The sequence below is a fragment of the Pseudomonas alcaligenes genome, from assembly GCF_041729615.1.
Classification (GTDB): Bacteria; Pseudomonadota; Gammaproteobacteria; order Pseudomonadales; family Pseudomonadaceae; genus Aquipseudomonas; species Aquipseudomonas alcaligenes_B.
This window is the reverse complement of the sequence record NZ_CP154874.1, coordinates 1,809,154-1,831,357: the sequence shown is the minus strand read 5'-3', so window position 1 is coordinate 1,831,357 and position 22,204 is coordinate 1,809,154. Positions and strand designations below refer to the sequence as shown.

At 70.1% G+C, this 22,204-nt stretch carries 16 protein-coding genes and 1 pseudogene; 14 read left to right on the top strand and 3 right to left on the bottom strand.

Annotated elements, in window-relative coordinates:
- Window positions 1–31 precede the first annotated feature (31 nt).
- From AAG092_RS08905 to AAG092_RS08890, 4 genes are all read left to right on the top strand, one after another.
- A complete protein-coding gene (locus AAG092_RS08905) occupies window positions 32–2,137 on the top strand; it encodes a TonB-dependent copper receptor (protein WP_373389411.1) in 2,106 nt (701 codons plus the stop codon).
- Between the two features lie 117 nt (window positions 2,138–2,254).
- A complete protein-coding gene (locus AAG092_RS08900) occupies window positions 2,255–2,638 on the top strand; it encodes a cytochrome c5 family protein (protein WP_373389410.1) in 384 nt (127 codons plus the stop codon).
- Window positions 2,639–2,753: 115 nt separating this feature from the next.
- Entirely contained in the window at window positions 2,754–4,034 is a 1,281-nt protein-coding gene (locus tag AAG092_RS08895) for a D-arabinono-1,4-lactone oxidase (protein ID WP_373389577.1), read from the top strand.
- Between the two features lie 75 nt (window positions 4,035–4,109).
- Window positions 4,110–5,324 carry a DSD1 family PLP-dependent enzyme gene (locus AAG092_RS08890; RefSeq protein WP_373389576.1) on the top strand — a complete coding sequence of 405 codons (1,215 nt, stop codon included), beginning with the start codon at window positions 4,110–4,112 and terminating at the stop codon, window positions 5,322–5,324.
- A gap of 27 nt (window positions 5,325–5,351) precedes the next feature.
- Here AAG092_RS08890 and AAG092_RS08885 read toward each other — a convergent pair whose 3' ends face one another.
- On the bottom strand, window positions 5,352–6,389 hold the full coding sequence (locus AAG092_RS08885) for an AraC family transcriptional regulator (protein ID WP_373389408.1): 1,038 nt from the start codon (window positions 6,387–6,389) through the stop codon (window positions 5,352–5,354).
- 164 nt (window positions 6,390–6,553) lie between these two features.
- Here AAG092_RS08885 and AAG092_RS08880 point away from each other — a divergent pair, with 164 nt between their 5' ends.
- From AAG092_RS08880 to AAG092_RS08855, 6 genes and pseudogenes are all read left to right on the top strand, one after another.
- The gene (locus AAG092_RS08880; RefSeq protein WP_373389406.1) at window positions 6,554–8,359 is read left to right on the top strand and encodes a DUF1302 domain-containing protein; all 1,806 of its coding nucleotides are present in this window, start codon (window positions 6,554–6,556) and stop codon (window positions 8,357–8,359) included.
- Between the two features lie 13 nt (window positions 8,360–8,372).
- Window positions 8,373–9,731 carry a DUF1329 domain-containing protein gene (locus AAG092_RS08875; RefSeq protein ID WP_373389405.1) on the top strand — a complete coding sequence of 453 codons (1,359 nt, stop codon included), beginning with the start codon at window positions 8,373–8,375 and terminating at the stop codon, window positions 9,729–9,731.
- Window positions 9,732–10,061: 330 nt separating this feature from the next.
- Window positions 10,062–10,583 (top strand): annotated as a pseudogene (locus AAG092_RS08870) (MCP four helix bundle domain-containing protein); the annotation flags it as partial.
- Window positions 10,584–10,817: 234 nt separating this feature from the next.
- A complete protein-coding gene (locus tag AAG092_RS08865) occupies window positions 10,818–11,699 on the top strand; it encodes a methyl-accepting chemotaxis protein (protein ID WP_373389575.1) in 882 nt (293 codons plus the stop codon).
- Window positions 11,700–11,814: 115 nt separating this feature from the next.
- The gene (locus AAG092_RS08860; protein WP_110683360.1) at window positions 11,815–12,699 is read left to right on the top strand and encodes a sugar nucleotide-binding protein; all 885 of its coding nucleotides are present in this window, start codon (window positions 11,815–11,817) and stop codon (window positions 12,697–12,699) included.
- Window positions 12,700–12,706: 7 nt separating this feature from the next.
- Window positions 12,707–13,636: an NAD-dependent epimerase/dehydratase family protein gene (locus AAG092_RS08855; protein WP_373389404.1), complete on the top strand. Its 930-nt coding sequence runs from the start codon at window positions 12,707–12,709 to the stop codon at window positions 13,634–13,636.
- A 4-nt stretch (window positions 13,637–13,640) separates the two neighbouring features.
- On the opposite strand, the gene AAG092_RS08850 is transcribed toward AAG092_RS08855, so the two are convergent.
- The gene (locus AAG092_RS08850) at window positions 13,641–14,528 is read right to left on the bottom strand and encodes an acyltransferase (protein ID WP_373389403.1); all 888 of its coding nucleotides are present in this window, start codon (window positions 14,526–14,528) and stop codon (window positions 13,641–13,643) included.
- Between the two features lie 156 nt (window positions 14,529–14,684).
- Here AAG092_RS08850 and AAG092_RS08845 point away from each other — a divergent pair, with 156 nt between their 5' ends.
- The 4 genes from AAG092_RS08845 (at window position 14,685) to creB (ending at window position 18,379) form a co-directional block, all read left to right on the top strand.
- Window positions 14,685–15,932 carry an HD-GYP domain-containing protein gene (locus tag AAG092_RS08845; protein WP_373389402.1) on the top strand — a complete coding sequence of 416 codons (1,248 nt, stop codon included), beginning with the start codon at window positions 14,685–14,687 and terminating at the stop codon, window positions 15,930–15,932.
- Window positions 15,933–16,099: 167 nt separating this feature from the next.
- Window positions 16,100–16,255: a hypothetical protein gene (locus AAG092_RS08840; protein WP_373389401.1), complete on the top strand. Its 156-nt coding sequence runs from the start codon at window positions 16,100–16,102 to the stop codon at window positions 16,253–16,255.
- Window positions 16,256–16,357: 102 nt separating this feature from the next.
- The gene (locus tag AAG092_RS08835; RefSeq protein WP_373389399.1) at window positions 16,358–17,470 is read left to right on the top strand and encodes a hypothetical protein; all 1,113 of its coding nucleotides are present in this window, start codon (window positions 16,358–16,360) and stop codon (window positions 17,468–17,470) included.
- Between the two features lie 222 nt (window positions 17,471–17,692).
- On the top strand, window positions 17,693–18,379 hold the full coding sequence (gene creB / locus AAG092_RS08830) for a two-component system response regulator CreB (protein WP_373389398.1): 687 nt from the start codon (window positions 17,693–17,695) through the stop codon (window positions 18,377–18,379).
- Here the strand turns inward: creB and AAG092_RS08825 are convergent.
- Entirely contained in the window at window positions 18,376–22,191 is a 3,816-nt protein-coding gene (locus tag AAG092_RS08825) for an AAA family ATPase (RefSeq protein ID WP_373389396.1), read from the bottom strand. The two genes, creB and AAG092_RS08825, sit on opposite strands and share 4 nt — an antisense overlap.
- Window positions 22,192–22,204: the final 13 nt, after the last annotated feature.

Here is a 22,204-nt window from a genome sequence, read left to right as displayed (position 1 = left end):
GCTTAGCGCTGTCTTTTTTTCAGGAAATACCATGAACGCATCCGTATTCGTGCCGGCACGTGGCTGCCGTCTGCCTTTCATCCTTTCTGCCCTGAGTCTGGCCATCGCCGCGCCGGCCTTCGCCGCCGAGTCTGCCGATGTCGAGTTGGCACCTGGCGTGGTCACTGCCGTGCAGCAGAGCTCGCCGCTGACCGTGATCGCCGACCCCAAGGACGCCCGCCAGCCGGTGCCGGCCAGCGACGCCACCGACTACCTGAAGACCATCCCCGGCTTTTCCGCCATCCGCAGCGGCGGCACCAATGGCGACCCGGTGCTGCGCGGCATGTTCGGTTCACGCATCAACCTGCGCAGCAACGGCGGCCTGATGCTGGGCGCCTGCCCGGGACGCATGGACGCCCCGAGTTCCTATATCGCCCCGGAGACCTACGACCAGCTCACCGTGATCAAGGGGCCGCAGACCGTGCTCTGGGGGCCGGGTGCCTCGGCCGGTACCGTGCTGTTCGAGCGCCAGCCGGAGCGTTTCGGCGAACTCGGTACGCGACTGCATGCCAGCCTGCTCACCGGCTCCAACGGCCGCTTCGACAAGGTGCTGGACGCTGCCGCGGGCGGCGAGCAGGGCTACCTGCGTTTCGCCGGCAACCAGGCGCAGTCCGATGATTACGAAGATGGCGACGGCGACAGCGTGCCGTCGCGCTGGCAGAAGTGGAACGGCGACCTGGCCATCGGCTGGACACCGGACGCCGACACGCTGCTCGAGCTCAGTGCCGGCAAGGGCGATGGCGAGGCGCGCTACGCCGGGCGCGGCATGGACGGTGCGCAGTTCGCCCGCGAGAGCCTCGGCTTGCGTTTCGAGAAGGGCAACCTGGGCGGCGTGCTGGATAAGGTCGAGGCGCAGGTCTACTACAACTACGCCGACCACATCATGGACAACTTCAGCCTGCGCGATCCCGACCCGAGCAGCATGATGCCCATGCCGATGGCCTCGCAGGTCGACCGCCGCACCACCGGCGCACGCGTGGCGGCCACCTTCGCCTGGAGCGAGGTCGAGCTGGTCGCCGGGCTGGATGCGCTGCGCAGCGAACACCGCGCCCGCGCCTCGCGCTACCGTATGCCGATGATGGGCCAGCCGGCGCAGTACACCGATGCCGACCAGTTCCCCTGGACCAAGGACTCGGTGATGCACAACTACGGCGCCTTCGCCGAGCTGACCTGGCAGGCCGCCGAGCGCAGCCGGGTGATTGGCGGCGCGCGCCTGGACCGTGCCGACGCCACGGACTACCGGCAAACCGTCACCCACATGAGCCTGGTGCAGGCCAACCCGACCACCGGAGAGCAGCGCAGCGACACCCTGCCCAGCGGCTTTGCCCGCTACGAGTATGACCTGGCCGACTCGCCGACCACCCTCTATGCCGGTATCGGTCATGTGCAGCGCTTCCCCGACTACTGGGAGCTGTTCTCGCCCAAGCGCGCTCCCGAGGGCGAGGTCAACGCCTTCGACGGGATCGAGCCGGAGAAGACCACCCAGCTCGATTTCGGCGTGCAGTACGCCGGTGAGGACCTGCAGGCCTGGGCATCCGGCTATGTCGGCCAGGTGCGCGACTACATCCTGTTCAGCTACAGCCGCAACATGATGGGCAGCCTGGTCTCCCAGGCCGACAACATCGATGCGCGCATCCTGGGCGGCGAGCTGGGTGTCGCCTATGACCTCACCGACGCCTGGAAGACCGATGCCACCCTGGCCTACGCCTGGGGCAAGAACAGTTCCGATGGCGAGGCGCTGCCGCAGATGCCGCCGCTGGAGGCGCGCCTGGGGCTGACCTACGAACGCGAGTCCTGGAGTGCCGGCGCCCTGTGGCGCGTGGTGGCCCAGCAGAACCGCGTGGACGAGGGCAAGGGCAACGTGGTCGGCCGCGACCTCGGCAAGAGCGCCGGCTTCGGCGTGTTCTCGCTCAATGGCGCCTACCGCGTCAGCGAGCAGGTCAAGCTCAGCGCCGGCGTCGACAACCTGTTCGACAAGGACTACGCCGAACACCTCAACCTGGCCGGCAACGCCGGTTTCGGCTACCCGGCAGCCCCCGTGGCCATCGACGAGCCGGGACGCACCCTGTGGACCAAGGTGGAGCTGAGCTTCGACTGAACGGCGCCGCGCCTTGGCCGCGAACAGGCGCTTGGCTGGCCGTTTGGGCCCTCATCTGTCGCTGGGTGCTGCTCTAGTGTGATGGCATCGAAACGACAGCGAGCGTGGGAGAGGGCTATGCGGGCAGTGTGGGGCAAGGGCTGGCGCGGCCGGGCCGCGGTGCTGGGGCTGTGTGTGGGGCTGGCAGGCTGCGGCGAGGAGGCCGGCACGCCGTCGCCGGTCGCAGCGGTGCAGGCCATGCCGGCGGATGCGGCACTGGCGCAGCTGTATGGCGCCAGTTGCCGGCAGTGCCATGCCAACCCGGCCGCCGGCGCACCGCTCAGCGGTGATGTCGCGGCCTGGGCGCCGCGCCTGGAGAAGGGCATGGACACCCTGCTGGAGCACAGCATCAACGGCTTCCAGGGCATGCCGCCGATGGGCATGTGCATGCAGTGCTCGGAGCAGGAATTCCGCGCGCTGATCGCCTTCATGGCGGGCGCCTCCGCGGCGCAGGAGCGCTGACATGGGCCAGCCGTTCTCGCGTCGTCAACTGCTGCAGCGTGCCAGCCTGCTGGGCGCCCTCCTGGCGTTGCCGGGGCGCGGCCTGTGGGCCGAGCCGGCCGGCGCGGCGCGGCCCATGCCCTGGCGCAACTGGTCGGGCGCGCAGAGCTGCCTGCCGCTGCAGCGCCTGGCCCCCAGGGACCTCGACGAGCTGGTGCAGGCCATCCGCCGGGCGCCGGGCAAGATCCGCCCGGTGGGCTCCGGGCATTCCTTCAGCGCGCTGGTGCCCACCGATGGCACCCTGCTGTCGCTGAGCCACTTCGCCGGTCTGCTCGAACACGACGCCCGGACCCTGCAGGCCGAGTTCGGCGGCGGTACGCCGATGTCGCAGATGGGCGCGCCGCTGCAGGCGGTCGGCCAGGCGCTGGTCAACATGGCCGACATCGATTACCAGACCCTGGCCGGGGCCATCGCCACCTCGACCCATGGCACCGGCATCGAGTTCGGCTCCTATTCCACCCAGGTCTGCGGCCTGCAACTGGTCAGCGCCAGCGGCGAGGTGTTCGACTGCAGTCGCGAGCAACGCCCCGAGCTGTTCGACGCCGCCCGCGTGTCGCTCGGCGCGCTGGGCGTGGTGACCCGCGTGCGCCTGCAGAACCGCACGGCCTACCGCCTGCGCGAGCGCCAGTGGATCGCCAGGACCGAGGAGCTGCTGGAGGACGTCGACAACCTCAAGCGCGACAACCAGCACTGGGAGATGCTGGTGGTCACCCACTCCGACTATGCCCTGGCGGTGGCGCTGAACGAGACCGAGGACCCGGCGACGCCGCCGCTGGCGCCGGACGAGGAGGGCGGCAACGGCTTCATCGGCCTGATCGAGGGGCTGGACAAGCACCTCAGCGACTTCCCCGAGCTGCGCCGCAGCCTGCTCAACAACCTGCGCCACCTGGCCAGTTTCGAGGACCGCGTGGGCGCCTCCCACGAGGTCTTCGCCAACGTGCGTAACGTGCGCTTCAACGAGATGGAGTACTCGGTGCCGGCCGAGCATGGCCCGGCCTGCCTGCGCGAGATCCTCAAGCGCATCGACGACGGCAACCTGCGCACCTGGTTCCCCATCGAGTACCGCTACATCAAGGCCGACGACATTCCCCTGAGCATGTTCGAGGGGCGCGACAGCTGTGCGATCTCGGTGCACCAGCACTATGCGATGGACCATCACAACTTCTTCGCCGCCATCGAGCCGATCTTCTGGAAGTACCAGGGCCGGCCGCACTGGGGCAAGCTGCACAGCCTGGGCGCGCGCCAGCTGCAGGCGCTGTATCCGCGCTGGCAGGAATTCACCGAGGTGCGCCAGGCGCTGGACCCCCAGGGGCGCTTCGTCAACGCACACCTGGCCGGCCTGTTCGGCCTCGCCTGAGGGATTAGCATGAAACGACGTGCATTGATGCTGGGCGGGCTGGGGGCCGCCGGCGGGCTGCTGGCGGCCGCCTGGCTGCGCCCGGGAGATCGCGGGCAGCCGCACGACGCCTATTTCCAGGCGCTCAACCGCGAGCTGCAGGCCAACGGGCCGATGCGCCCGGTGCTGCTGATCGACCTCGACCGGCTCGACCACAACATCGAGGTGGTGCGCCAGTTCCTCGCCCGCAGCGGCAAGCAGCTGCGCCTGGTGGAGAAGTCGCTGCCGTCCCCCGAGCTGCTGCGCTACCTCGGCGAGCGCCTCGGCACGCGGCGCCTGATGTCCTTCCACCAGCCCTTCCTCAACCACGATGCGCGGCTGTTTCCCGAGGCCGACATCCTGCTCGGCAAGCCCTTGCCGGTGCGTTCCGCGCAGCTGTTCTACCAGCAGCACCGCGGCCCCTTCGACCCGGCGCGCCAGCTGCAGTGGCTGATCGACAGCCCCGCGCGCCTGCAGCAGTACCTGGCGCTGGCCCGGGGGCTGGGCACGCGGCTGCGCATCAACATCGAGCTGGATGTCGGCCTGCACCGTGGCGGGGTGGGCGAGGCGCAGGCGCTGGCGCCGCTGCTGCAGCTGATCGCGGACCATCCGCAGCACCTGCAGTTCGCCGGCTTCATGGGCTACGACCCCTTCGTCGGGATGAACCTGCCGGCGCTGCTCGGCACCCCGGACGAGCTGCTGGCCAAGGTCATGGCGCGCTACCAGGGCTGCGTCGACTTCACCCGCCAGCGCTTCCCCGCGCTGTGGCGCGAGGGCCTGACCCTGAACACCGCCGGCAGCCCGAGCTACCGCGCCCACGAGCAGGAGACCCTGAGCAGCGAAGTGGCGATCGGCACCGGCCTGCTCAAGCCCAGCCACTATGACCTGCCGTCGCTGGCCGAGCATGTGCCGGCGGTATACATCGCCACGCCGGTGCTGAAGAGCACCGGGGCCCTGCGCCTGCCGGCACTGGACGAGAAGTCGCGGCTGCTGGCCTGGTGGGACGTCAACCGGCGCGAGACCTTCTTCATCTATGGCGGCAACTGGCAGGCCGACTTCGCCTCGCCGGCCGGGCTGCAGCTGAGCGGCCTGTACGGGCGCAGCTCGAACCAGGAGCTGCTCAACGCCTCGCCGGCGGCGGGGCTGCGGGTGGACGACCAGGTGTTCCTGCGGCCGACCCAGAGCGAGTCGGTGCTGTTGCAGTTCGGCGACCTGCTGGCCGTGCGCGGCGGGCGGATCGTCGAGCGCTGGCCGGTCTACCGGGAAAGCTGAGGGCCCTGCCGGGGCGTCGACTCGGCGCTAGTGCTGCGGGGCGATGCGCTGCTTCGCCGTGCGCGGCGTGACCCCGGTCCAGCGCTTGAAGGCGCGGCGGAAGTTGCGCACATCACTGAAGCCGGTGGCGCAGGCCACGTCGATCAGGCGGTTGTCGCGCTGGCCGAGCAGCTGCAGGGCGCGGGTGCGGCGCAGCTCGTCGACGATGCCGGAGTAGCTCAGGCCCGCCTCGCCGATGCGCCGGCGCAGGGTGCGCTCGCTCAGGTTCAGCTGGCGCGCCAGCTGGCCCAGCGACGGCGGCTCGCCGAGGTTCTTGCGCACCTCGCGCTCGATGGTTTCGACCAGGTCGCTCAGGCCCTGGTCGTGACGGATGGTCTCGTCCAGCAGCAGGCAGGCCTCGGCTACCACGTAGTCGTCGCGGGTCGGCAGTGGCAGCTCCAGCCAGGCGAGCGGGAACTGCATCAGGTTGTGCTCGCCGGAAAAGCGCAGCGGGCAGCGGAACAGCTCGGCATAGCGTTGCGCGTGCGCCGGCCTGGGGTACTGCACCTCGATGCGGCTGGCGACCAGGTCCTGCCCGGCGAGGAAGCGCACGATGGCCAGGCTGCTGGAGAAGGCCTCCTCCAGGTAGAACACCGCCACTTCCGGGTCGAAGAAGCGCGGCGTGGCATGCACCAGTACCTGGTCGCCGGCGATCTCCATGCGGTAGTCGAGCAGGCTGCCGATGTGCCACTGGTAGCGCAGCGCCAGTTGCAGGGCCGTGCCCAGGTCCGCACAGGCCAGCATGGCCAGGCCGACCAGGCCCCAGGACACCGGGGTCTGCCGGCTGCCGACGGTCAGGCCCAGGCCGCCGTCGTCCAGCAGCTGCTGGGCGCGGCGTACCAGCTGGTAGCTCTGGCGGAAGGACAGGCGATAGTCCGGCCGCTTCAGGTCGTCCGGGGCGAAGCCAAGGCCGCGGCACAGCAGCGCCGGGTCATGCCCGCAGGCGCGTGCGTGCTGCAGCAGGAAGCGGGAAATCTGCGGCGGCGCCGAGGCCTCCGAATAGCGCGGATCGACTATGGGTTTCACCCTGCATTCCCCCCTGCGGTAGTCGTCGGGCAGTGTGCCGCAAATGCCTGGCAGGCGATGTGTTTAAAAATGTGACAGGCCTGCAGAGCCCTCTTTTTTGTCCGTTACGGCCCCATGCCGATTTTTTTGTTGCCGTTAATTTCAAGCGGACTCAGGAGGAGCGTATGTCGCACAACAAAAGCAAGATGACATTGGCGATCGGGTTGGGGCTGGGCGTTTTCGGGGCGCCCGTGCAGGCGTTCGAGATCGACACCGGGCCCCATTTCACCACCTCGCTGGAAAGCGTCGCCGAGTTCACCTCGGTGTACCGCACCAGTTCGCCCGAGCGCATCGAGCGTGGCGGGCAGAACATCTTCGCCAACAACAACGACGGCAGCGAGTACTACGACACCGGCTTCGTCTCCAACGAGTTCAAGCTGACCTCGGAGCTGCACGTGCGCACCGAGCAGGATGGCCTGTTCGTCCGCGGCACCGCCTGGTACGACACCCAGATCATGGATCACGAGCCCAGCGGGGATGCGTTCGCCACCCACAACACCGACAGCGATGAGCGCTACCCCTCGGACCTGGAGAACCGCGCCGGCCACCGCGCGCGCCTGCTCGACACCTACCTCTACACCAACCGCTACGTCGGCGAGATGCCCTACAGCGTGCGGCTGGGGCGCCAGGTGATCAACTGGGGCGAGGGCATCTACTACGCCGACGGGCTCAACGTGGTGAACCCGGTGGACATCGGTCGCGTGGTGCTGCCCAACGCCAGCTTCAAGGACGCCCTGCTGCCGACCAACATGATCTCCGGCCAGCTCGGCCTGACCGACGCCTTCAACGTCGAGGCCTTCTACGGCCTGGAGTGGAAGGGCCATGAGCTGATCCCCACCGGCGCCTTCCTCAACAACCAGGACTACTTCGGCAAGGGCAGCAACGGCGTGCTGGTCGACCTGCGTGGCGAGCTGGGCCCGCTGGCCGAGCTGGTGCCCGGGCTCAACGGCGAGAACGGCATAGTCGCCGGTGCCCGCTACGGCCGCGAGCACGACGCCCGCGACGACGGCCAGTTCGGCATGGCCCTGCGCTACCTGGTGGAGGAGTGGAACAACACCGAGTTCAGCCTCTACTACCTCAACTACCACAGCAAGGTGCCCTTCCTGCGCATCCAGAAGGGCCAGTCCATGGCCTGCAGCGCCGGCAGCGGCGGGCGCTTCGCCGACCTCTGCGGCCTGGCCCAGGCGCTCGACCCGGCCTCGGTGCCGCTGGTCGACGGCCTGGCCCTGCTCGACAGCACCTACTACGACCTCATCTACCCCGAGGACATCCGCCTGTTCGGTTTCAGCGTCTCCGGTACGGTGGGCGACACCAGCGTCGCGGGGGAGCTGACCTACCGGCCCAACGCGCCGCTGGAGCCCTCGATGACCTACGAGCTTGAGCAACTGGCCGAGGGTGCCCTCGGCGGCGGCGGGGCCAGCGGCGGTAGCATCGACCTGGGCGAGTTCGGCGACGGCTCGGCCAACGATCCGCGGCGCAGCATCGACCTGTACCGGCGTCACGAGCTCTACACCGGCTCGCTCTCGCTGATCCACAGCTTCGGCCCGCTGGCCGGCCTGGACGACCTGCTGGTGCTGGGCGAGGCGGCCTTCAACCATGTGCCGGGCAGCCTGCTGGATACGCCCAACTACGCCTACCTGGATTCCTTCGCCTGGGGCTACACGGTTAACCTGTCCGGCCTGATCCAGGACGTGCGGCCGAACTTCGACCTGCTGCCGGCCATCACCTTCCGCCAGGACGTCGCCGGCACCTCGCCGGCACTCAACGAGAACTTCATCCAGGGGCGCAAGTCGGCCACCCTCGAACTGGGCGCCAAGTACGGCCAGACGCTGGCCGGCAAGTTGGCCTACACCTCGTTCTGGGGCGCGCGCAAGGACAACGCGCTGATCGACCGCGACCACGTCGCCCTCAATCTTTCCTACTCCTTCTGACAGCAGGACCACCATGACCCGTACAGCACTCACCTCCGTCCTGCTCTCCCTCGGCCTGCTGCTGCCGCTGGCCGCCCAGGCCAGGGTGGGCGCCGAGCAGGCGGCGCAGCTCGGCACCTCCCTGACCCCCTTCGGCGCCGAACGCCAGGGCGATGCGGCCAAGGGCATCCCCGAGTGGAGCGGCGGTCTGGCCCAGCCGCCGGCCGGCTACGGCGGCCCGGGCAGCTTCCATGTCGACCCCTTCGCCGGCGAGCAACCGCTGCGGGTGATCGACGCACAGAACATGGGCGCCGACGAGGCCAACCTCAGCCCCGGGGTCAAGGCGCTGCTCAAGGCCTACCCGCAGAGCTTCAGGGTGCCGGTCTACCCCAGCCACCGCAGCTTCGCCGCGCCGCCGGAGATCTACGCCAACACCCGGCGCAATGCCGAGCAGGCGACCCTGGCCGATGGCGGCAACGGCCTGGTGGGCGCCTATGCCGGCATTCCCTTCCCGATTCCGGCCGATGGCCGCGAGGCGATCTGGAACCACATCGCCCGCTGGCAGGGGCGCTACATCGACGAGGTGGCCCTGACCGCCCAGGTCACCACCAGCGGCAGCTACTCGCTGCTGCGCGAGCGTATCCAGCTGCTGTCCAACTACTACCATCCGCAGAAGGATGCCGGCAGCCTGGACAACCAGCTCTACTACTTCGCCAGCGAGCTGCTGCCGCCGTCGCGCGACGTCGGCCGCGCGCTGCTGGTGCACGAGCCCATCGATCAGGTTGCCGAGCCGCGTTCGGCCTGGATCTACAACCCCGGCCAGCGCCGCGTGCGGCGCGCCCCGACCCTGGCCTACGACACGCCGATCGATGGCATCTACGCCGACGACACCGACATGTACAACGGCGCCACCGACCGTTACGACTGGAAGCTGCTGGGCAAGCAGGCCCTGCTGGTGCCCTACCACAACTACGCCATGGAGCAGCCGGGGCTCAAGCCGGACGAGCTGATCCGGCCGGGCCATCTCAATCCCGACCTGACCCGCTGGGAAATGCATCGCGTCTGGGTAGTGGAGGCCACCCTGCGCCCGGGCCAGCGCCACGTCCATGCCAAGCGCCGCTTCTACCTGGACGAGGACAGCTGGTACGCCCTGATGGTGGAGAACCATGATGCCCGCGGCGAGCTGTGGCACGTCAACCTGGCGTTCAGCAAGAACGCCTACGAGGTACCCACCATCGCCCCGGTCAATCTGGTGTTCCATGACCTGGTCGCGCGCAGCTACACGGTCATCGGTCTGCGCAACAACGAGAAGGCACCGCGGCAGTTCCTCCTGGCGGCGCCGCCGCAGAGCTACTTCACCCCGGCCAGCCTGCGCCGCAAGGGCACGCAGTAGCCCTGGGCCGGCCGGTGCATTGCCGGCCATGTGGGGCAGAGGCGAGCCTGTGGCGTCGGGCGGGAAAGCCGGGTTCCCGTGAGGCCGGCGCCGGGCTGTGCGCCCTAGGCGCTTCTTGGCAGCTGCTGTCTCCCCGGGCCCGCAAGGCACTCGCCTCACGCGGCGGGCCCGCTGCGTTTTTCTCCTGGGTGTGGGGCCTGTAGCGCGGAGATTTTAAAACTTATACAAAGCCTATTGCTTGTATAGAAATAATTGTGGGTCGCCGGGCTGGGATGATGTCACTATGGCATCAGATTGACGCCATTTTCCCATCTCGCTACGGAGCCTATTATGCGCACGCCCATGAGCATCGCCCTGCGTCTCAGCCTGGGCTTTGGCCTGATCCTGTCCCTCATGCTGCTGATCAGCCTGATCGGCGTTCAGCGAGTCGGCTTCATTGATGCCACGCTGACCGACGTCAGTGAGGATGCCGCGCTGAAGCAGCGCTATGCCATCAACTTCCGCGGTAGCGTGCATGACCGCGCCATCGCCATTCGCGATGCGGTGCTGGTGGATGACGAGCAGGCATTGCAGGCCCATCTGCGCGATATCGAGCGGCTGGCCGGCTTCTATGCCGAGTCCGCTGCCCCGATGAGTGCGCTGGTGGTCGATACGGGCGCCTCTGCCCAGGAGCGGCGCCTGCTGGAGCAGATCAACGAGATCGAGCGAAGCACCCTGGCCCTGACTGGCCAGCTGATCGCCGAACGCCAGGGCGGCGAGCGCGAGCGTGCCGTGCGCCTGTTGCTGGATGAGGTTTCTCCCGCCTACAGCGAATGGCTCAGGCGCATCAATGCCTTCATCGACTTCCAGGAGGCGATCGTCAACCAGAAGGTCGGCGCCGTGCGCGAGGCCGCCACCGGCTTCAAGTGGCTGATCCTGCTGGCGACGCTGATCAGTGCCGTGCTCAGTGCGGTCATCTCGCTGGTGATCATCCGCCAGTTGAAGTCCACCCTGGGTGCCGAGCCCTATCAGGTGGCCGAGGCGATCCGCAACCTGGCGGCGGGGCAGCTGCAGCAGAAGCTGGACACCCGCTACCCGGACAGCGTGATGGGGGCCCTGCACGGCAGCCTGGGCAACCTGGCGCAAACCATAGTGCAGGTGCGTAGCGCCTCCGAGCAGCTGGCTGCAGCTGCCGCGCAGCTGCAGCAGACCGCCGACAGCAACCAGGAGCAGATTCGTCTGCAGTCCGACGAGGCGCAGCAGATGGCGGCTGCCGTCAACCAGATGGCGGCCACCGTCAGCGAGGTCGCGAACTATGCCGGCACTGCCGCCGCGGCCACGCGCAATGCCGACAGCGAGGCCGACCAGGGCGACCGCCTGGTCAAGGACAGCGCCGGCGGCATCCAGCACCTGGCGCAAACCCTGGAGAACGCGGCCGTCACGGTGCAGCAGGTGTCCCACGACAGCGCCGACATCGAAACCATCATCGAGGTGATCAATTCCATCGCCGAGCAGACCAATCTGCTGGCCCTCAACGCGGCCATCGAGGCGGCCCGCGCCGGCGAGCATGGCCGTGGTTTCGCCGTGGTGGCCGACGAGGTGCGCTCCCTGGCGAGCCGTACCCAGGAATCGACCCGCGAGATTCGCGAGATGATCGGCAAACTGCAGGATGGCGCCGGCAAGGCCGCCGCGGTGATGCATGCCAGTCGGGATCTGGCCCGGCAGACGGTGGAGCAGACCAGCCAGGCGGAGAACGCGCTGGCCAGGATTCGCCAGGAGGTCAGCGCGATCAACAGCATGAACGCGCAGATCGCCAGCGCCTCGGAACAGCAGAGCCAGGCGGCCGAGGAGGTGAGCCAGAATATCAGCCGTATCCACCTGGCGACCCGGCAAACGGCGGTCGGTTCGGAGCAGGTGGCGGCGGCCAGCCGGGAGCTGGCGGGGCTGGCCACCCTGCTGAGCAGCCGGGTGAGCTTCTTCCAGGCGTGACGGGGCCATGATCGGTCCGTGCTAGTGACGCGCCACCGCGAAACCCGCAGAATGCCGTTTTCGCCCCGCCGCCAGGCGGGGGCTTCTTCGGGTCTGTCGGGTCTTGTGCTGAATCATGCGAATGCGGCTGTTGTTGCTGGGAGGGGGTAATGCCCTGGGTCAGGCGCTGGTGCGCCAGGGCGCCGAGGAGGACATCGGCTTCCTCGCCCCGCGCCCGCCGGAAGGTGGCTGGGATGTCGCCAGCCTCACCCAGCTGCTCGACGAGACCCGCCCGGACGCGCTGATCAATCTGGCCTATTACCACGACTGGTTCCAGGCCGAGGGCTGCGATGCGGCGCGTTTCGCCCAGCAGGAGCGCGCCGTGGAGCGCCTCGCCGAGCTGTGCCAGCACCACAACATCCTGCTCCTGCAGCCCTCCAGCTACCGGGTGTTCGATGGCGCGCGCGCCACCGCCTACAGCGAGAAGGACGAGCCGGTGCCGCTGGGCCAGCGCGGCCAGGCCCTGCTGCGCATCGAGCAGAGCGTGCGCGCCACCTGCCCGCGGCATGTGCTGCTGCGCTTCGGCTGGCTGCTGGACGACAGCGCCGACGGCCTGCTCGGGCGCTTCCTGAAGCGTGCCGCGGAGGACCAGGAACTGCTGATGGCCGACGACCGCCGCGGCAACCCGACCCTGGTGGACGACGCCGCGCGGGTCATCCTCGCCGTGCTCAAGCAGCTGGACTGCCAGAGCCCGCTCTGGGGCATCTATCACTACGGCGCCCATGAGGCCACCACGCCGCTGGCCCTGGGGCAGGCGCTGCTCGGCGAGGCGCGCACGCGCCACCCGCTGCGGGTCCAGGAGATCACGCCCCAGGCCCATGCCGCGCGCCCCGATGCGGCCGAGGAGCCGCAGCACGCGGTGCTGGCCTGCAAGAAGATCCTGCACACCTTCGGCATCAAGCCCAGGGCCTGGCGCGCCGGCCTGCCGGCGCTGCTGGACCGTTACTACCGTCACGCCTGAGGCCCGTATGTCCGATTCCCTGATTCTCATCACCGGCGGTGCCGGCTTCATCGGCTCGCACCTGTGCGATGCCCTGCTGGCTGCCGGCCATCGGGTGCGCGTGCTGGACAACCTGTCCACCGGCAAGCGCGCCAACCTGCCGCTGCACGATGCCCGCGTCGAACTGATCGAGGGCGACGTCGCCGATGCCGCCCTGGTGCGCCGCGCCGTGGCCGGCTGCGCGGCGGTGGCGCACCTGGCGGCGGTGGCCTCGGTGCAGGCCTCGGTGGACGATCCGGTGGCCACCCACCAGAGCAACTTCATCGGCACCCTGAATGTCTGCGAGGCCATGCGCGAGGCCGGCGTGCGCCGCGTGCTGTTCGCCTCCAGCGCCGCCATCTACGGCAACAACGGCGAAGGCGTGGCGGTCACCGAGGACACGCCGAAGGCACCGCTCACGCCCTACGCTGCGGACAAGCTGGCCAGCGAGCACTACCTGGATTTCTACCGCCGCCAGCATGGCCTGGAGCCGGCGATCTTCCGCTTCTTCAACATCTTCGGCCCGCGCCAGGACCCGTCCTCGCCCTATTCCGGGGTTATCAGCATCTTCACCGAGCGGGCCCTGAAGGGCGCGCCGATCACGGTGTTCGGCGACGGCGAGCAGACCCGCGACTTCTTCTACGTGGCCGACCTGGTGCCGCTGCTGGTGCAGGGCCTGACCCGCACCGAGGTGGTGGGCGAGGCGGTGAACGTCGGCCATGCCCAGTCGATCAGCCTCAACCAGCTGCTGGCGGCCATCGGCGAGGTGCTCGGCCAGCTGCCGCCGGTTCTCCATGCCGAAGCCCGCCCCGGCGACATCCGCCATTCGCGGGCGGACAACCGCCTGCTGCGCCAGCGCTACCAGCTGGCGCCGGCCACCCCGCTGCGCGACGGCCTGGCCCGCCTGCTCGGCCGCTGAGGCCTCACAGCTCGCGGCGCAGCTCGGCGATGCGTGCGTCCTTGTCCTGCCACAGCGCGCTGACCCAGGCCTGCACGTACTGGCGGAACTGCGGGTCGCCCTCGTAATCGCCGGCCCACAGCTGGGCATCCAGCTCGCGGGTGCGGATATCCATGATCACCCGCGGCACCTGGCCGCTGATCAGCGCCCAGAAACCCGGCGCCTGACCGCCGGGGTAGACCAGGGTGACGTCGAGCAGGGCGTCCAGTTGCGGGCCGAGGGTGGCCAGGGTGAAGGCCACGCCGCCGGCCTTGGGCTTGAGCAGGTGCTGGTAGGGCGAGCCCTGCTGGGCCTGCTTGGCCGCGGTGAAGCGGGTGCCCTCCAGGTAGTTGACCACGGTCACCGGCAGGTCCTTGAAGCGCTCGCAGGCGCGCCGGGTGATCTCCAGGTCCTTGCCGGCCATCTCCGGGTGGCGCGCCAGGTAGGCCTTGGAGTAGCGCTTCATGAAGGGGTAGTCGAGGGCCCAGAAGGCCAGGCCGAGGAAGGGCACCCAGATCAGCTCCTGCTTGAGGAAGAACTTGAAGTAGGGCGTCTTGCGGTTGAAGGCCTGGACCAGCGCGGGGATGTCGACCCAGGACTGGTGGTTGCTCACCACCAGGTAGGAGCGGTCGCGGCGCAGCCCCTCGCCGCCGCGGATGTCCCAGATGGTCGGGGTGAGGCTGGCGAAGATCAGCTTGTCGATCTCCGCCCAGGTTTCCGCCACCCACATCACCTCGCGCGAGAACAGGGCACGCAGGCGCCGGTTGGGCGCCGCCAGCTTGAGCAGGGCGATCAGCAGCAGCGGGCCGATCAGGACCAGGGTGTTGAGCAGCAGCAGGAGCAGGACACTGAGGGCGGTAAGCGAGCGGCGCATGAGGTCTTCCATGGGTTGGGCTGCGGCGATGATAGCCGGCGCCGCCTCTGTCGCGAATGCTCGGCGCAGCCTAGAATCCCCCGTGATAGCAATGTGCCCTGATTTGGCGCCGGGGGTCCGCGCCAGGCACAGGCTGCCGATTTGCGGTCATCCACTGTGCTGAAACGTATCGCCGTTGCCGAGCTGTGCCTCGGCATGTACATCCACGAGTTCTGCGGTTCATGGATGGACCACCCGTTCTGGAAGGGGCGCTTCCTGCTCGACAGCGAGCGTGACCTGCAGCGCATCCGCGACACCAACATCCACGAGGTATGGATCGACGTCAGCAAGGGCAAGGACGTGGCGCCGGGCCACGCCAGCCGCTCGGTCGAGGAGGTCGAGGCGGAGACCGAGGCGCAGCTGCTGGCGGCGGCCGAGGCCAGCCCGACGCCGGCGCGGGCCAGCCTGGAGGAGGAAGTGCAGCGCGCCCGCCAGCTGTGCGCGCGCTCCAAGCAGGCCATAGTCGAGATGTTCCGCGACGCGCGCATGGGCCAGGCCATCGAGCTGGAGCATGCGGCCGAGCTGGTCGAGGAAATCTCCGCCTCGGTGCTGCGCCATCCCAATGCGCTGATCAGCCTGGCCCGGCTGAAGACCAGCGACGAATACACCTACATGCACTCGGTGGCGGTGTGCGCCCTGATGATCGCCCTCAGCCGCCAGCTTGGCCTGGGCGAGGAGCAGGTGCGCGAGGCCGGCATGGCCGGCCTGCTCCACGACGTCGGCAAGATGGCCATTCCCGATGCCATCCTGAACAAGCCGGGCAAGCTCACCGACAGCGAATTCGGCACCATGCGCCGCCACCCCGAGGCCGGTGCCGAGCTGCTGCTGGAGAACCGCCAGGTCAGTGCCCTGGTGCTCGATGTGTGCCTGCACCACCACGAGAAGTTCGACGGCTCCGGCTACCCGCACCGCCTGGCCGGCGAACAGATCAGCCTGTTGGCGCGCATGGGGGCGATCTGCGACGTGTACGACGCCATCACCTCGGACCGGCCCTACAAGCAGGGCTGGGACCCGGCCGAGGCGATCCGCAAGATGGCCGAATGGCAGGGCCATTTCGACCCGCAGCTGTTCCAGGCCTTCGTCAAGTCGGTGGGCATCTACCCGGTCGGCGCCCTGGTGCGCCTGGAGAGCGGCCGCCTCGGGGTGGTCATGGAGCAGCACGCCAAGTCGCTGCTCACGCCGCGGGTCAAGGTGTTCTTCTCCGCCCGTTCCAGGGTGCCGATCCCGACCGAGGTGATCGACCTGGCCAAGCTGGTCGGGCGCGACAAGATAGTCGGGCGCGAGTCGGCCGAGGAATGGGGCTTCCGCCACATCGAGGAACTCTGGTCCGGCCTGGAGGCGCCCAGGGGCTCCTACTTCGGCTGACGCCGTGCCGTTCGTCGGCAACCCGGCGGCCCCGGCCGGGTGCGAACGAATGGCGAACGCAGCCTCGTCAACCTGTTCCCGTGACCCCCGGCAGAGCGCCGGTGGGCATGGCTGGCCACCAGCGAGGAAGTCGGTGGCGCTCCTTCAGGAACGACGAGGAACACACCATGTACCAGAAACTCGCGGCCATCTGCCTGGCCCTGTCCTTCTCCCTCTCCGCCTGGGCCGCCGAGGCCGGCGTCGGCACGCCGCGCGAGGCCGCCGGCGAGCTGCCGCCCAAACCCCACCAGCCCACCTCGCCGCACGCGCCCCGGCAGCAATAGGGCTGCGAACGCTGGGCGAACGTTGCGCCGGACAATGGCCCGGGCCGGTGATGCTCCCGAGGGCGTCACCGGCGTTATCCGGCAGATGAAATGGTGACAAGGATGAAGGATTTGCAGTACCAGGCCTGGCCGACCAGCTCCGCGCTGACCGCCCGGCTGCTCGCGGTGGAACCCGAGTTCATTGGCCTCGAACGCATCGCCGGGCTGGCCGGCGACGGCTACCTGCGAGTCGGCGCGGTAAGCGCGGACGGCCTGCACGTGGTCGGCATGCTCGCCGATCCCGCCGACGCCCTGCACCTGCGTGCGTTCATCTGGACCCGCGCCGGCGGCCTGCAGCCGCTGGCCGGCCTGAATGGCGGGCGCTATTGCTCGGCCGAGGGCATCAGCGCCTACGGCCGGGTGGTGGTCGGCACCGCCGAGGATGGCGAGGCTGGCGGCGCCGACCGCGCCTTCCGCTGGACCCGCCAGGGCGGCCTGCACAACCTCGGCACGCTCAACGACGGCCGCTACTCCCAGGCCTATGCCTGCAGCGCCGACGGCCTGGTGGTGGTCGGCGATGCCGCCGACGGCGCCGCCGGCCATGCCTGCCGCGGCTTCTACTGGACCTTCGCCAGCGGCATGCGCAGCCTCGGCGTGCTCAACGGCGGCCTGACCAGCCATGCCTGCGCGATCAGCGCCAACGGTCGGGTCATCGCCGGCTACGCCGACGATGGCACCCGCGACAACGCCCGCCGAGCCGTGCGCTGGACCGAGCAGGACGGCCTGCGCAGCCTGGGCACGCTGAACGGCGGCCACTATTCCACGGCCACGGCGATCAGCGCCGACGGCAGCACCATAGTCGGGGTGGCCAGCGACGGCCAGGCCGGCGAGGCCCTGCGTGCCTTCATCTGGCGCGAGGACACCGGCATGCGCAGCCTCGGCGGGCTCAACGGCGGCCTGGTGTCGCGGGCCAACGCCCTCAGCGCCGATGGCGCGGTGGTGGTCGGGGTGGCCAGCGACGGTCATGCCGGCGACGAGGAGCGCGGCTTCGTCTGGACCGCCGAAGACGGCATGCGCACGGTCGAGGACTGGCTCTACGCGCACTCGCTGGCCGCCGCCGCGGTGCCGGTGGTACAGGTCAGCGGCATCAGCGCCGACGGCCAGCTGCTGGTCGGCCAGCTGGAGGGCGAACGCGCCTTCATCGCCAGCGTGCGGCCGCGCTGGCCGCTTGCCTGAGTGTGGGCGCCACGGCCGGCGCCCTTGCTTTGCACTGTTTGTCACGGGTGGACAGGGACGTCGCCCACCTATTTCGGGAGACCTCACCATGGAGCAATGGCTGATCGCCGGCGCGCTGCTGCTGATCTACCTCAGCGGCCTGTATGTGGCCGGGCGCGATTGACGCCATGGGCGGCATGCGGCACCGTGCCCGGCAAGTTCCAGCCCGCCCGCACGGACGCCATGCCGCACATCCTCATAGTCGAAGACGAAGCCGCCATCGCCGACACCCTGGTGTTCGCCCTGCAGGGCGAGGGCTTCACCACCACCTGGCTGAACCTGGCCGAGGCCGCGCTGGAGTACCAGCGGCGCACCCCGGCGGACCTGCTGATCCTCGACGTCGGCCTGCCCGACATCAGCGGCTTCGAGGCCTGCAGGCGGCTGCGGCGCTTCTCCGAGGTGCCGGTGATCTTCCTCACCGCGCGCGACGCCGAGATCGACCGGGTGGTGGGCCTGGAGATCGGCGCCGACGACTACGTGGTCAAGCCGTTCAGCCCGCGCGAGGTGGCCGCGCGGGTGCGTGCCATCCTCAAGCGCATGGCGCCGCGCTCGGCCGAGCCGCCGCTGGAGGCGCACGGGCCGTTCCGCGTGGATGCCGAGCGGGTGCAGATCCACTACCGCGAGCAGCTGCTGGTGCTGACCCGGCACGAGTTCCGCCTGCTGCAGGCGCTGCTGGCGCAGCCGGAGCGGGTGTTCTCCCGCGAGCAGCTGCTCGACGCCCTCGGCGTGCCGGCCGACGCCGGCTACGAGCGCAACATCGACAGCCACATCAAGAGCCTGCGCGCCAAGCTGCGCCAGGTGGCGGCAGAGGCCGAGCCGATCCAGACCCATCGCGGCCTGGGCTACAGCTACAGCCCGAGGCGCGCCTAGCCGGCCAGCAGCGCCGCGGCGTCGCGCAGGTCCGGCGTCTCCACGCCCTCGACGAAGCTCGCCAGCGCCTCGCGCAGCGCCTCGCGGTGGTCCGCCGTCGGCTGCCAGCGCAGGCGGGTCATGGCCAGGCGCAGTCGCCAGGCGTTGGCGCCCAGGCGTTCGGCCAGCGCTCCGGCCTCGTCCAGCAGCGCCGCCACGCCGGTGGCGCGGCCCAGCGCGAGCATGGCCTCGGCCTGCAGGCGCAGCACCTCCGGCAGCAGGTAGTAGTCGCCGCGGCGATGGGCGATGGGCACCAGGCGGCTGGCCAGCTGCAGCGCCTCCTCGTGCCGCTGCAGGCGCAGCAGGGCGTCCAGCTGCAGGCTGCCGAGGGTCACCTCGATGCTCGACATGGACTGGCGGTTGCCGGCCACGCCGCGCTCGATGTCGGCCAGGCCGCCGGCGTCGCCCTGGGCCACCCGGGCCCAGCCGGCCATCACGTCGGCGATGTCGTGCCACACCTGCAGGCCGTTGCGCTGGCAGTGGCCGATGGTCTCCGCGGCCATCTGCGCCACCTGCTGTGGCTCGCGCAGCAGGCAGTGGAGCATGGAGGTGAACACCAGCGAGTAGCAGATGGCGTTGGCGAAGCCGCCGCTGCGTACCTCCTCGAGCAGCTCGGTGCAGACCTGGCGCGCGCGTCCCGGCTGGCCGGCCACCCAGAGGCCGAGCAGCAGGTAGTTGCGCGCATTGACCAGCGGGTCCTCGCCGTAGTCGCGCAGGCATTCCAGGCGCGCCTCCGGCTCGCACTGGCCGATCATCGCCTCGGCCAGCTCGCGGCTCTCGCGCAGCGGCTGGCCCCAGAAGGAGCCGACCAGGTAGCAGTTCTGTCCGAGCAGGCGGTTGGCCAGGCGCCCGGTGCGCTCGGCGGCCTCCAGCACCTGGCGGCCGAGCACCCGCACCTGGTCGTGCGACACCTGCGAGCCGGCGCCGCCCCACAGGCCGAACAGGGTGCGGAAACGCAGCTGCGGGTCCGCCACCGTGGCGGCCAGTGCCTCGGCGCGGGCGAAGGCGGCCAGGGTGGTGGGCGCGCCGTAGCCGTCGGCGGAGTTGAGCACCGTGCCCAGGGCCAGCTGCAGCTCCAGTTCCAGGCTGTCGCGTTTGGCGCCGGCCGGCAGCTCGGCCAGGCAGGCCAGGGCGCGCTGCAGGCAGTCGGCGGCCTCGCGGTTGGCCGACAGGCGCCGGGCGTTGGCGGCGGCCCGCTGCCAGTGCGGGATGGCCTCGGCGGCCAGGCCGGCCTCGGCCAGGTGATGGGCGAGCTGGGCCGGCGCCTGCCGGGCCCGGGCCGGGAAGCGCTGCAGGAGGATCTCGGCGATGCGCCCATGGCTGCGTCGGCGCTGGGTACGGGTCTGCGACAGGTAGGCGGCCTGGTGGATCAGCGCGTGCTTGAACTGGTACAGGCTCGACTGCCGGCCGGGGTTGACCAGGCCGCTGCGCAGCAGGTCCTTGAGGTGGCCGTGCAGCAGCGCCGGGTCGCCCTCGTACAGGGCCTCGAGCAGTTCGATATGGAACTCGCGGCCGATGCCGGCGGCCAGCTGGGCGGTGGCGCGGGCGTCGCCGAGCCGGTCGATGCGCGCCATCAGCAGGTCGTTGAGGGTCAGCGGCAGGCCCTGCTGGGCGTCGTCGCTGGCCGCCCACTGCACCAGTTCCTCGATGAACAGCGGCACCCCGTCGGCCAGCGCCAGCACCCGCTGCAGCTCGCCGCGCTCGAGGCCCTCGGCCAGCCCGGCGACCATGCCGCGGGCCAGCTCGGTACTCAGGTGCGGCAGCTCCAGGTGGTGCGCGCCGGCGTCGATCCAGGGCTGCGCGGCGAACTCCGGGCGCGCGCTGAGCAGGAGCAGCAGCGGGCGCTGCTGCGGCTCGCGCAGCAGGCGCTCGAACAGCTGCAGGGTCGAGGAGTCGGCCCAGTGGGCGTCCTCCAGCACCAGCAGCAGCGGTTGCTGGCGGTTGGCGCGGACGATGGTCAGCAGGGCCTCGTGCATGCGCTCGCGCCACAGCTCGGTGGGCATCCCGTGCACCGGCGAGGTCGGCGGCAGCGGCAGGTCGAGCAGGTCGGCGATCAGGTCGCGGCCCTCGGCGTCGAGGTCGAATACCCGCAGCACCTCGTCGAGCCGCTGGTAGCGCTGCTCCGCAGTGGTGTCCGGGCGGAAGCCGGCCAGGCCGCGGATCAGTTCGGCGCAGGGGTACAGCGGATCGCTGCGGTGCGGCTCCAGGCAGCGCAGCTCGACCTGGCGGCCGGGCAGGGTGACCGGCAGGCGCTTGCCCAGCTCGTGGATCAGCCGCGACTTGCCCACCCCCGGGTCGCCCGACAGCAGCAGGCCCTGGCTGCTCCTCTCCTCGTGCACCTGCTGCCACAGTGCGAGCAGCTGCTGCAGCTCGGCGTCGCGGCCGACCAGCGGGGTCAGCCGCGGCTGCGCGGCCAGGCGGTGGCGCGCCGCGCTGGCCGCCTCGGCGCGGTAGATGGTGCCGGCGCTGGCGCCGGTGCCGAGCAGGCACAGCTGCAGCGGCAGGCAGCGGAAGTAGCCCTGCACCAGGCGGAAGGTGGCGCTGCTCAGGGTCACTTCCTGGTAGCCGGCGAGCTGGCGCACCTGGATCGCCAGGTCGGAGGTGAAGCCGGTGGCATCGGGCATCTGCTGGCCCGGCGCGGTGACGATCTGCCCGGTGTGCAGGCCGCAGCGCACCTGGGCCGGCTCGCAGGCGGCGGCCAGCGACAGGGCGGCCTGCACGGCGATGCGCGCGGCATCCTCGCGCGCCTGGGGATAGCCGAAGTAGGCCAGCAGGCCGCCGCCGTGGGCCTGCACCAGGTAGCCGCCGTGGGCGCGGATCACCTGGGCGCACTGCGCCTGGGGCTCGGCCAGCAGGGCCAGGGCTTCCTCGGGGTCGGCGCTGGCGCCGGTGGAAATCTCGCAGTACAGCACGGTGACCTGGCGCAGCTCGGCCGGCGGTGGCGGCAGCGCCACCGCGCGTGCCGGCGCCGGGATGGGCGCCGCGCCCAGCTCGCCGCGGCTGATGCGCTGCTGCAGGGCCTGGCATTCCCTGCTCGGGTGCACGCCCAGCTCCTTCCACAGCTGGTTGCGGAAGCTCTCGTACTGCGCCAGGGCGGCGGCGCTCTGGCCGTTGCGGCTGAGCAGGCGCATCAGGCGCTGCTGGCCGCTCTCCTGCCAGGGGTCGAGTTCCACCAGGCGGCGGGCGTGGGGCAGGGCGCGCTGCAGCTCGCCATGCTGCTCGAAGTGGTTGCTCAGGTGTTCCAGCAGGGCCAGGGCGTGGCAGCGCAGCGACTCGCGCTGCAGCAGCAGCCAGTCCTCGAAGTCGGGGCAGTCGGGCAGGTCGAGGCCGGCGAGGAAGTCGCCGCGGTACAGCGCCACCGCCTCCTCCAGTTCCGCGATGCAGCTGGGGCACTGCTGGCAGGCCGGGCTCGCGCTGCAGCGCTGCGGCGTCTGGCGAAAGCGCAGGGCGTCGATGCGCCCGGCGGGCAGGAAGCGCAGGCTGTTCTTGCCGGCAGCGAACAGTTCCAGGCCGGTCGGCGCCTCCAGCACCCGGCGCAGGTCGGACAGGGTGCGCCGCAGGTTGCCGCGCCAGGTGCTGGCCGGACTGGACTCCCAGAGCAGGGCGGCGAGGGTCTCGCGGCTGTGTTCGCGCGTGTGCTCCAGGCTCAGGTAGGCGAGCAGGGCGCGCATCTTGTCGTAGTTGAAGCCGTCCAGCGGCTGGCCGTGCCAGAGGGCGGCGAAGTTGCCGAGCAGGTTCAGCTGCAGCGGCGTGGCGGAGGTGACAGCATCCATGTCGGGGCTTTCC

Bases quoted from the DNA above. Each gene is read 5' to 3' on its own strand.
- AAG092_RS08825 (WP_373389396.1), bottom strand. From the start codon at position 22,191: ATGGATGCTGTCACCTCCGCCACGCCGCTGCAGCTGAACCTGCTCGGC.
- AAG092_RS08860 (WP_110683360.1), top strand. From the start codon at position 11,815: ATGCGAATGCGGCTGTTGTTGCTGGGAGGGGGTAATGCCCTGGGTCAG.
- AAG092_RS08895 (WP_373389577.1), top strand. From the start codon at position 2,754: ATGCCCTGGCGCAACTGGTCGGGCGCGCAGAGCTGCCTGCCGCTGCAG.
- AAG092_RS08840 (WP_373389401.1), top strand. From the start codon at position 16,100: ATGTACCAGAAACTCGCGGCCATCTGCCTGGCCCTGTCCTTCTCCCTC.
- AAG092_RS08905 (WP_373389411.1), top strand. From the start codon at position 32: ATGAACGCATCCGTATTCGTGCCGGCACGTGGCTGCCGTCTGCCTTTC.
- AAG092_RS08865 (WP_373389575.1), top strand. From the start codon at position 10,818: ATGGGGGCCCTGCACGGCAGCCTGGGCAACCTGGCGCAAACCATAGTG.
- AAG092_RS08900 (WP_373389410.1), top strand. From the start codon at position 2,255: ATGCGGGCAGTGTGGGGCAAGGGCTGGCGCGGCCGGGCCGCGGTGCTG.
- AAG092_RS08835 (WP_373389399.1), top strand. From the start codon at position 16,358: ATGAAGGATTTGCAGTACCAGGCCTGGCCGACCAGCTCCGCGCTGACC.
- AAG092_RS08850 (WP_373389403.1), bottom strand. From the start codon at position 14,528: ATGCGCCGCTCGCTTACCGCCCTCAGTGTCCTGCTCCTGCTGCTGCTC.
- AAG092_RS08880 (WP_373389406.1), top strand. From the start codon at position 6,554: ATGTCGCACAACAAAAGCAAGATGACATTGGCGATCGGGTTGGGGCTG.
- AAG092_RS08875 (WP_373389405.1), top strand. From the start codon at position 8,373: ATGACCCGTACAGCACTCACCTCCGTCCTGCTCTCCCTCGGCCTGCTG.
- creB (WP_373389398.1), top strand. From the start codon at position 17,693: ATGCCGCACATCCTCATAGTCGAAGACGAAGCCGCCATCGCCGACACC.
- AAG092_RS08855 (WP_373389404.1), top strand. From the start codon at position 12,707: ATGTCCGATTCCCTGATTCTCATCACCGGCGGTGCCGGCTTCATCGGC.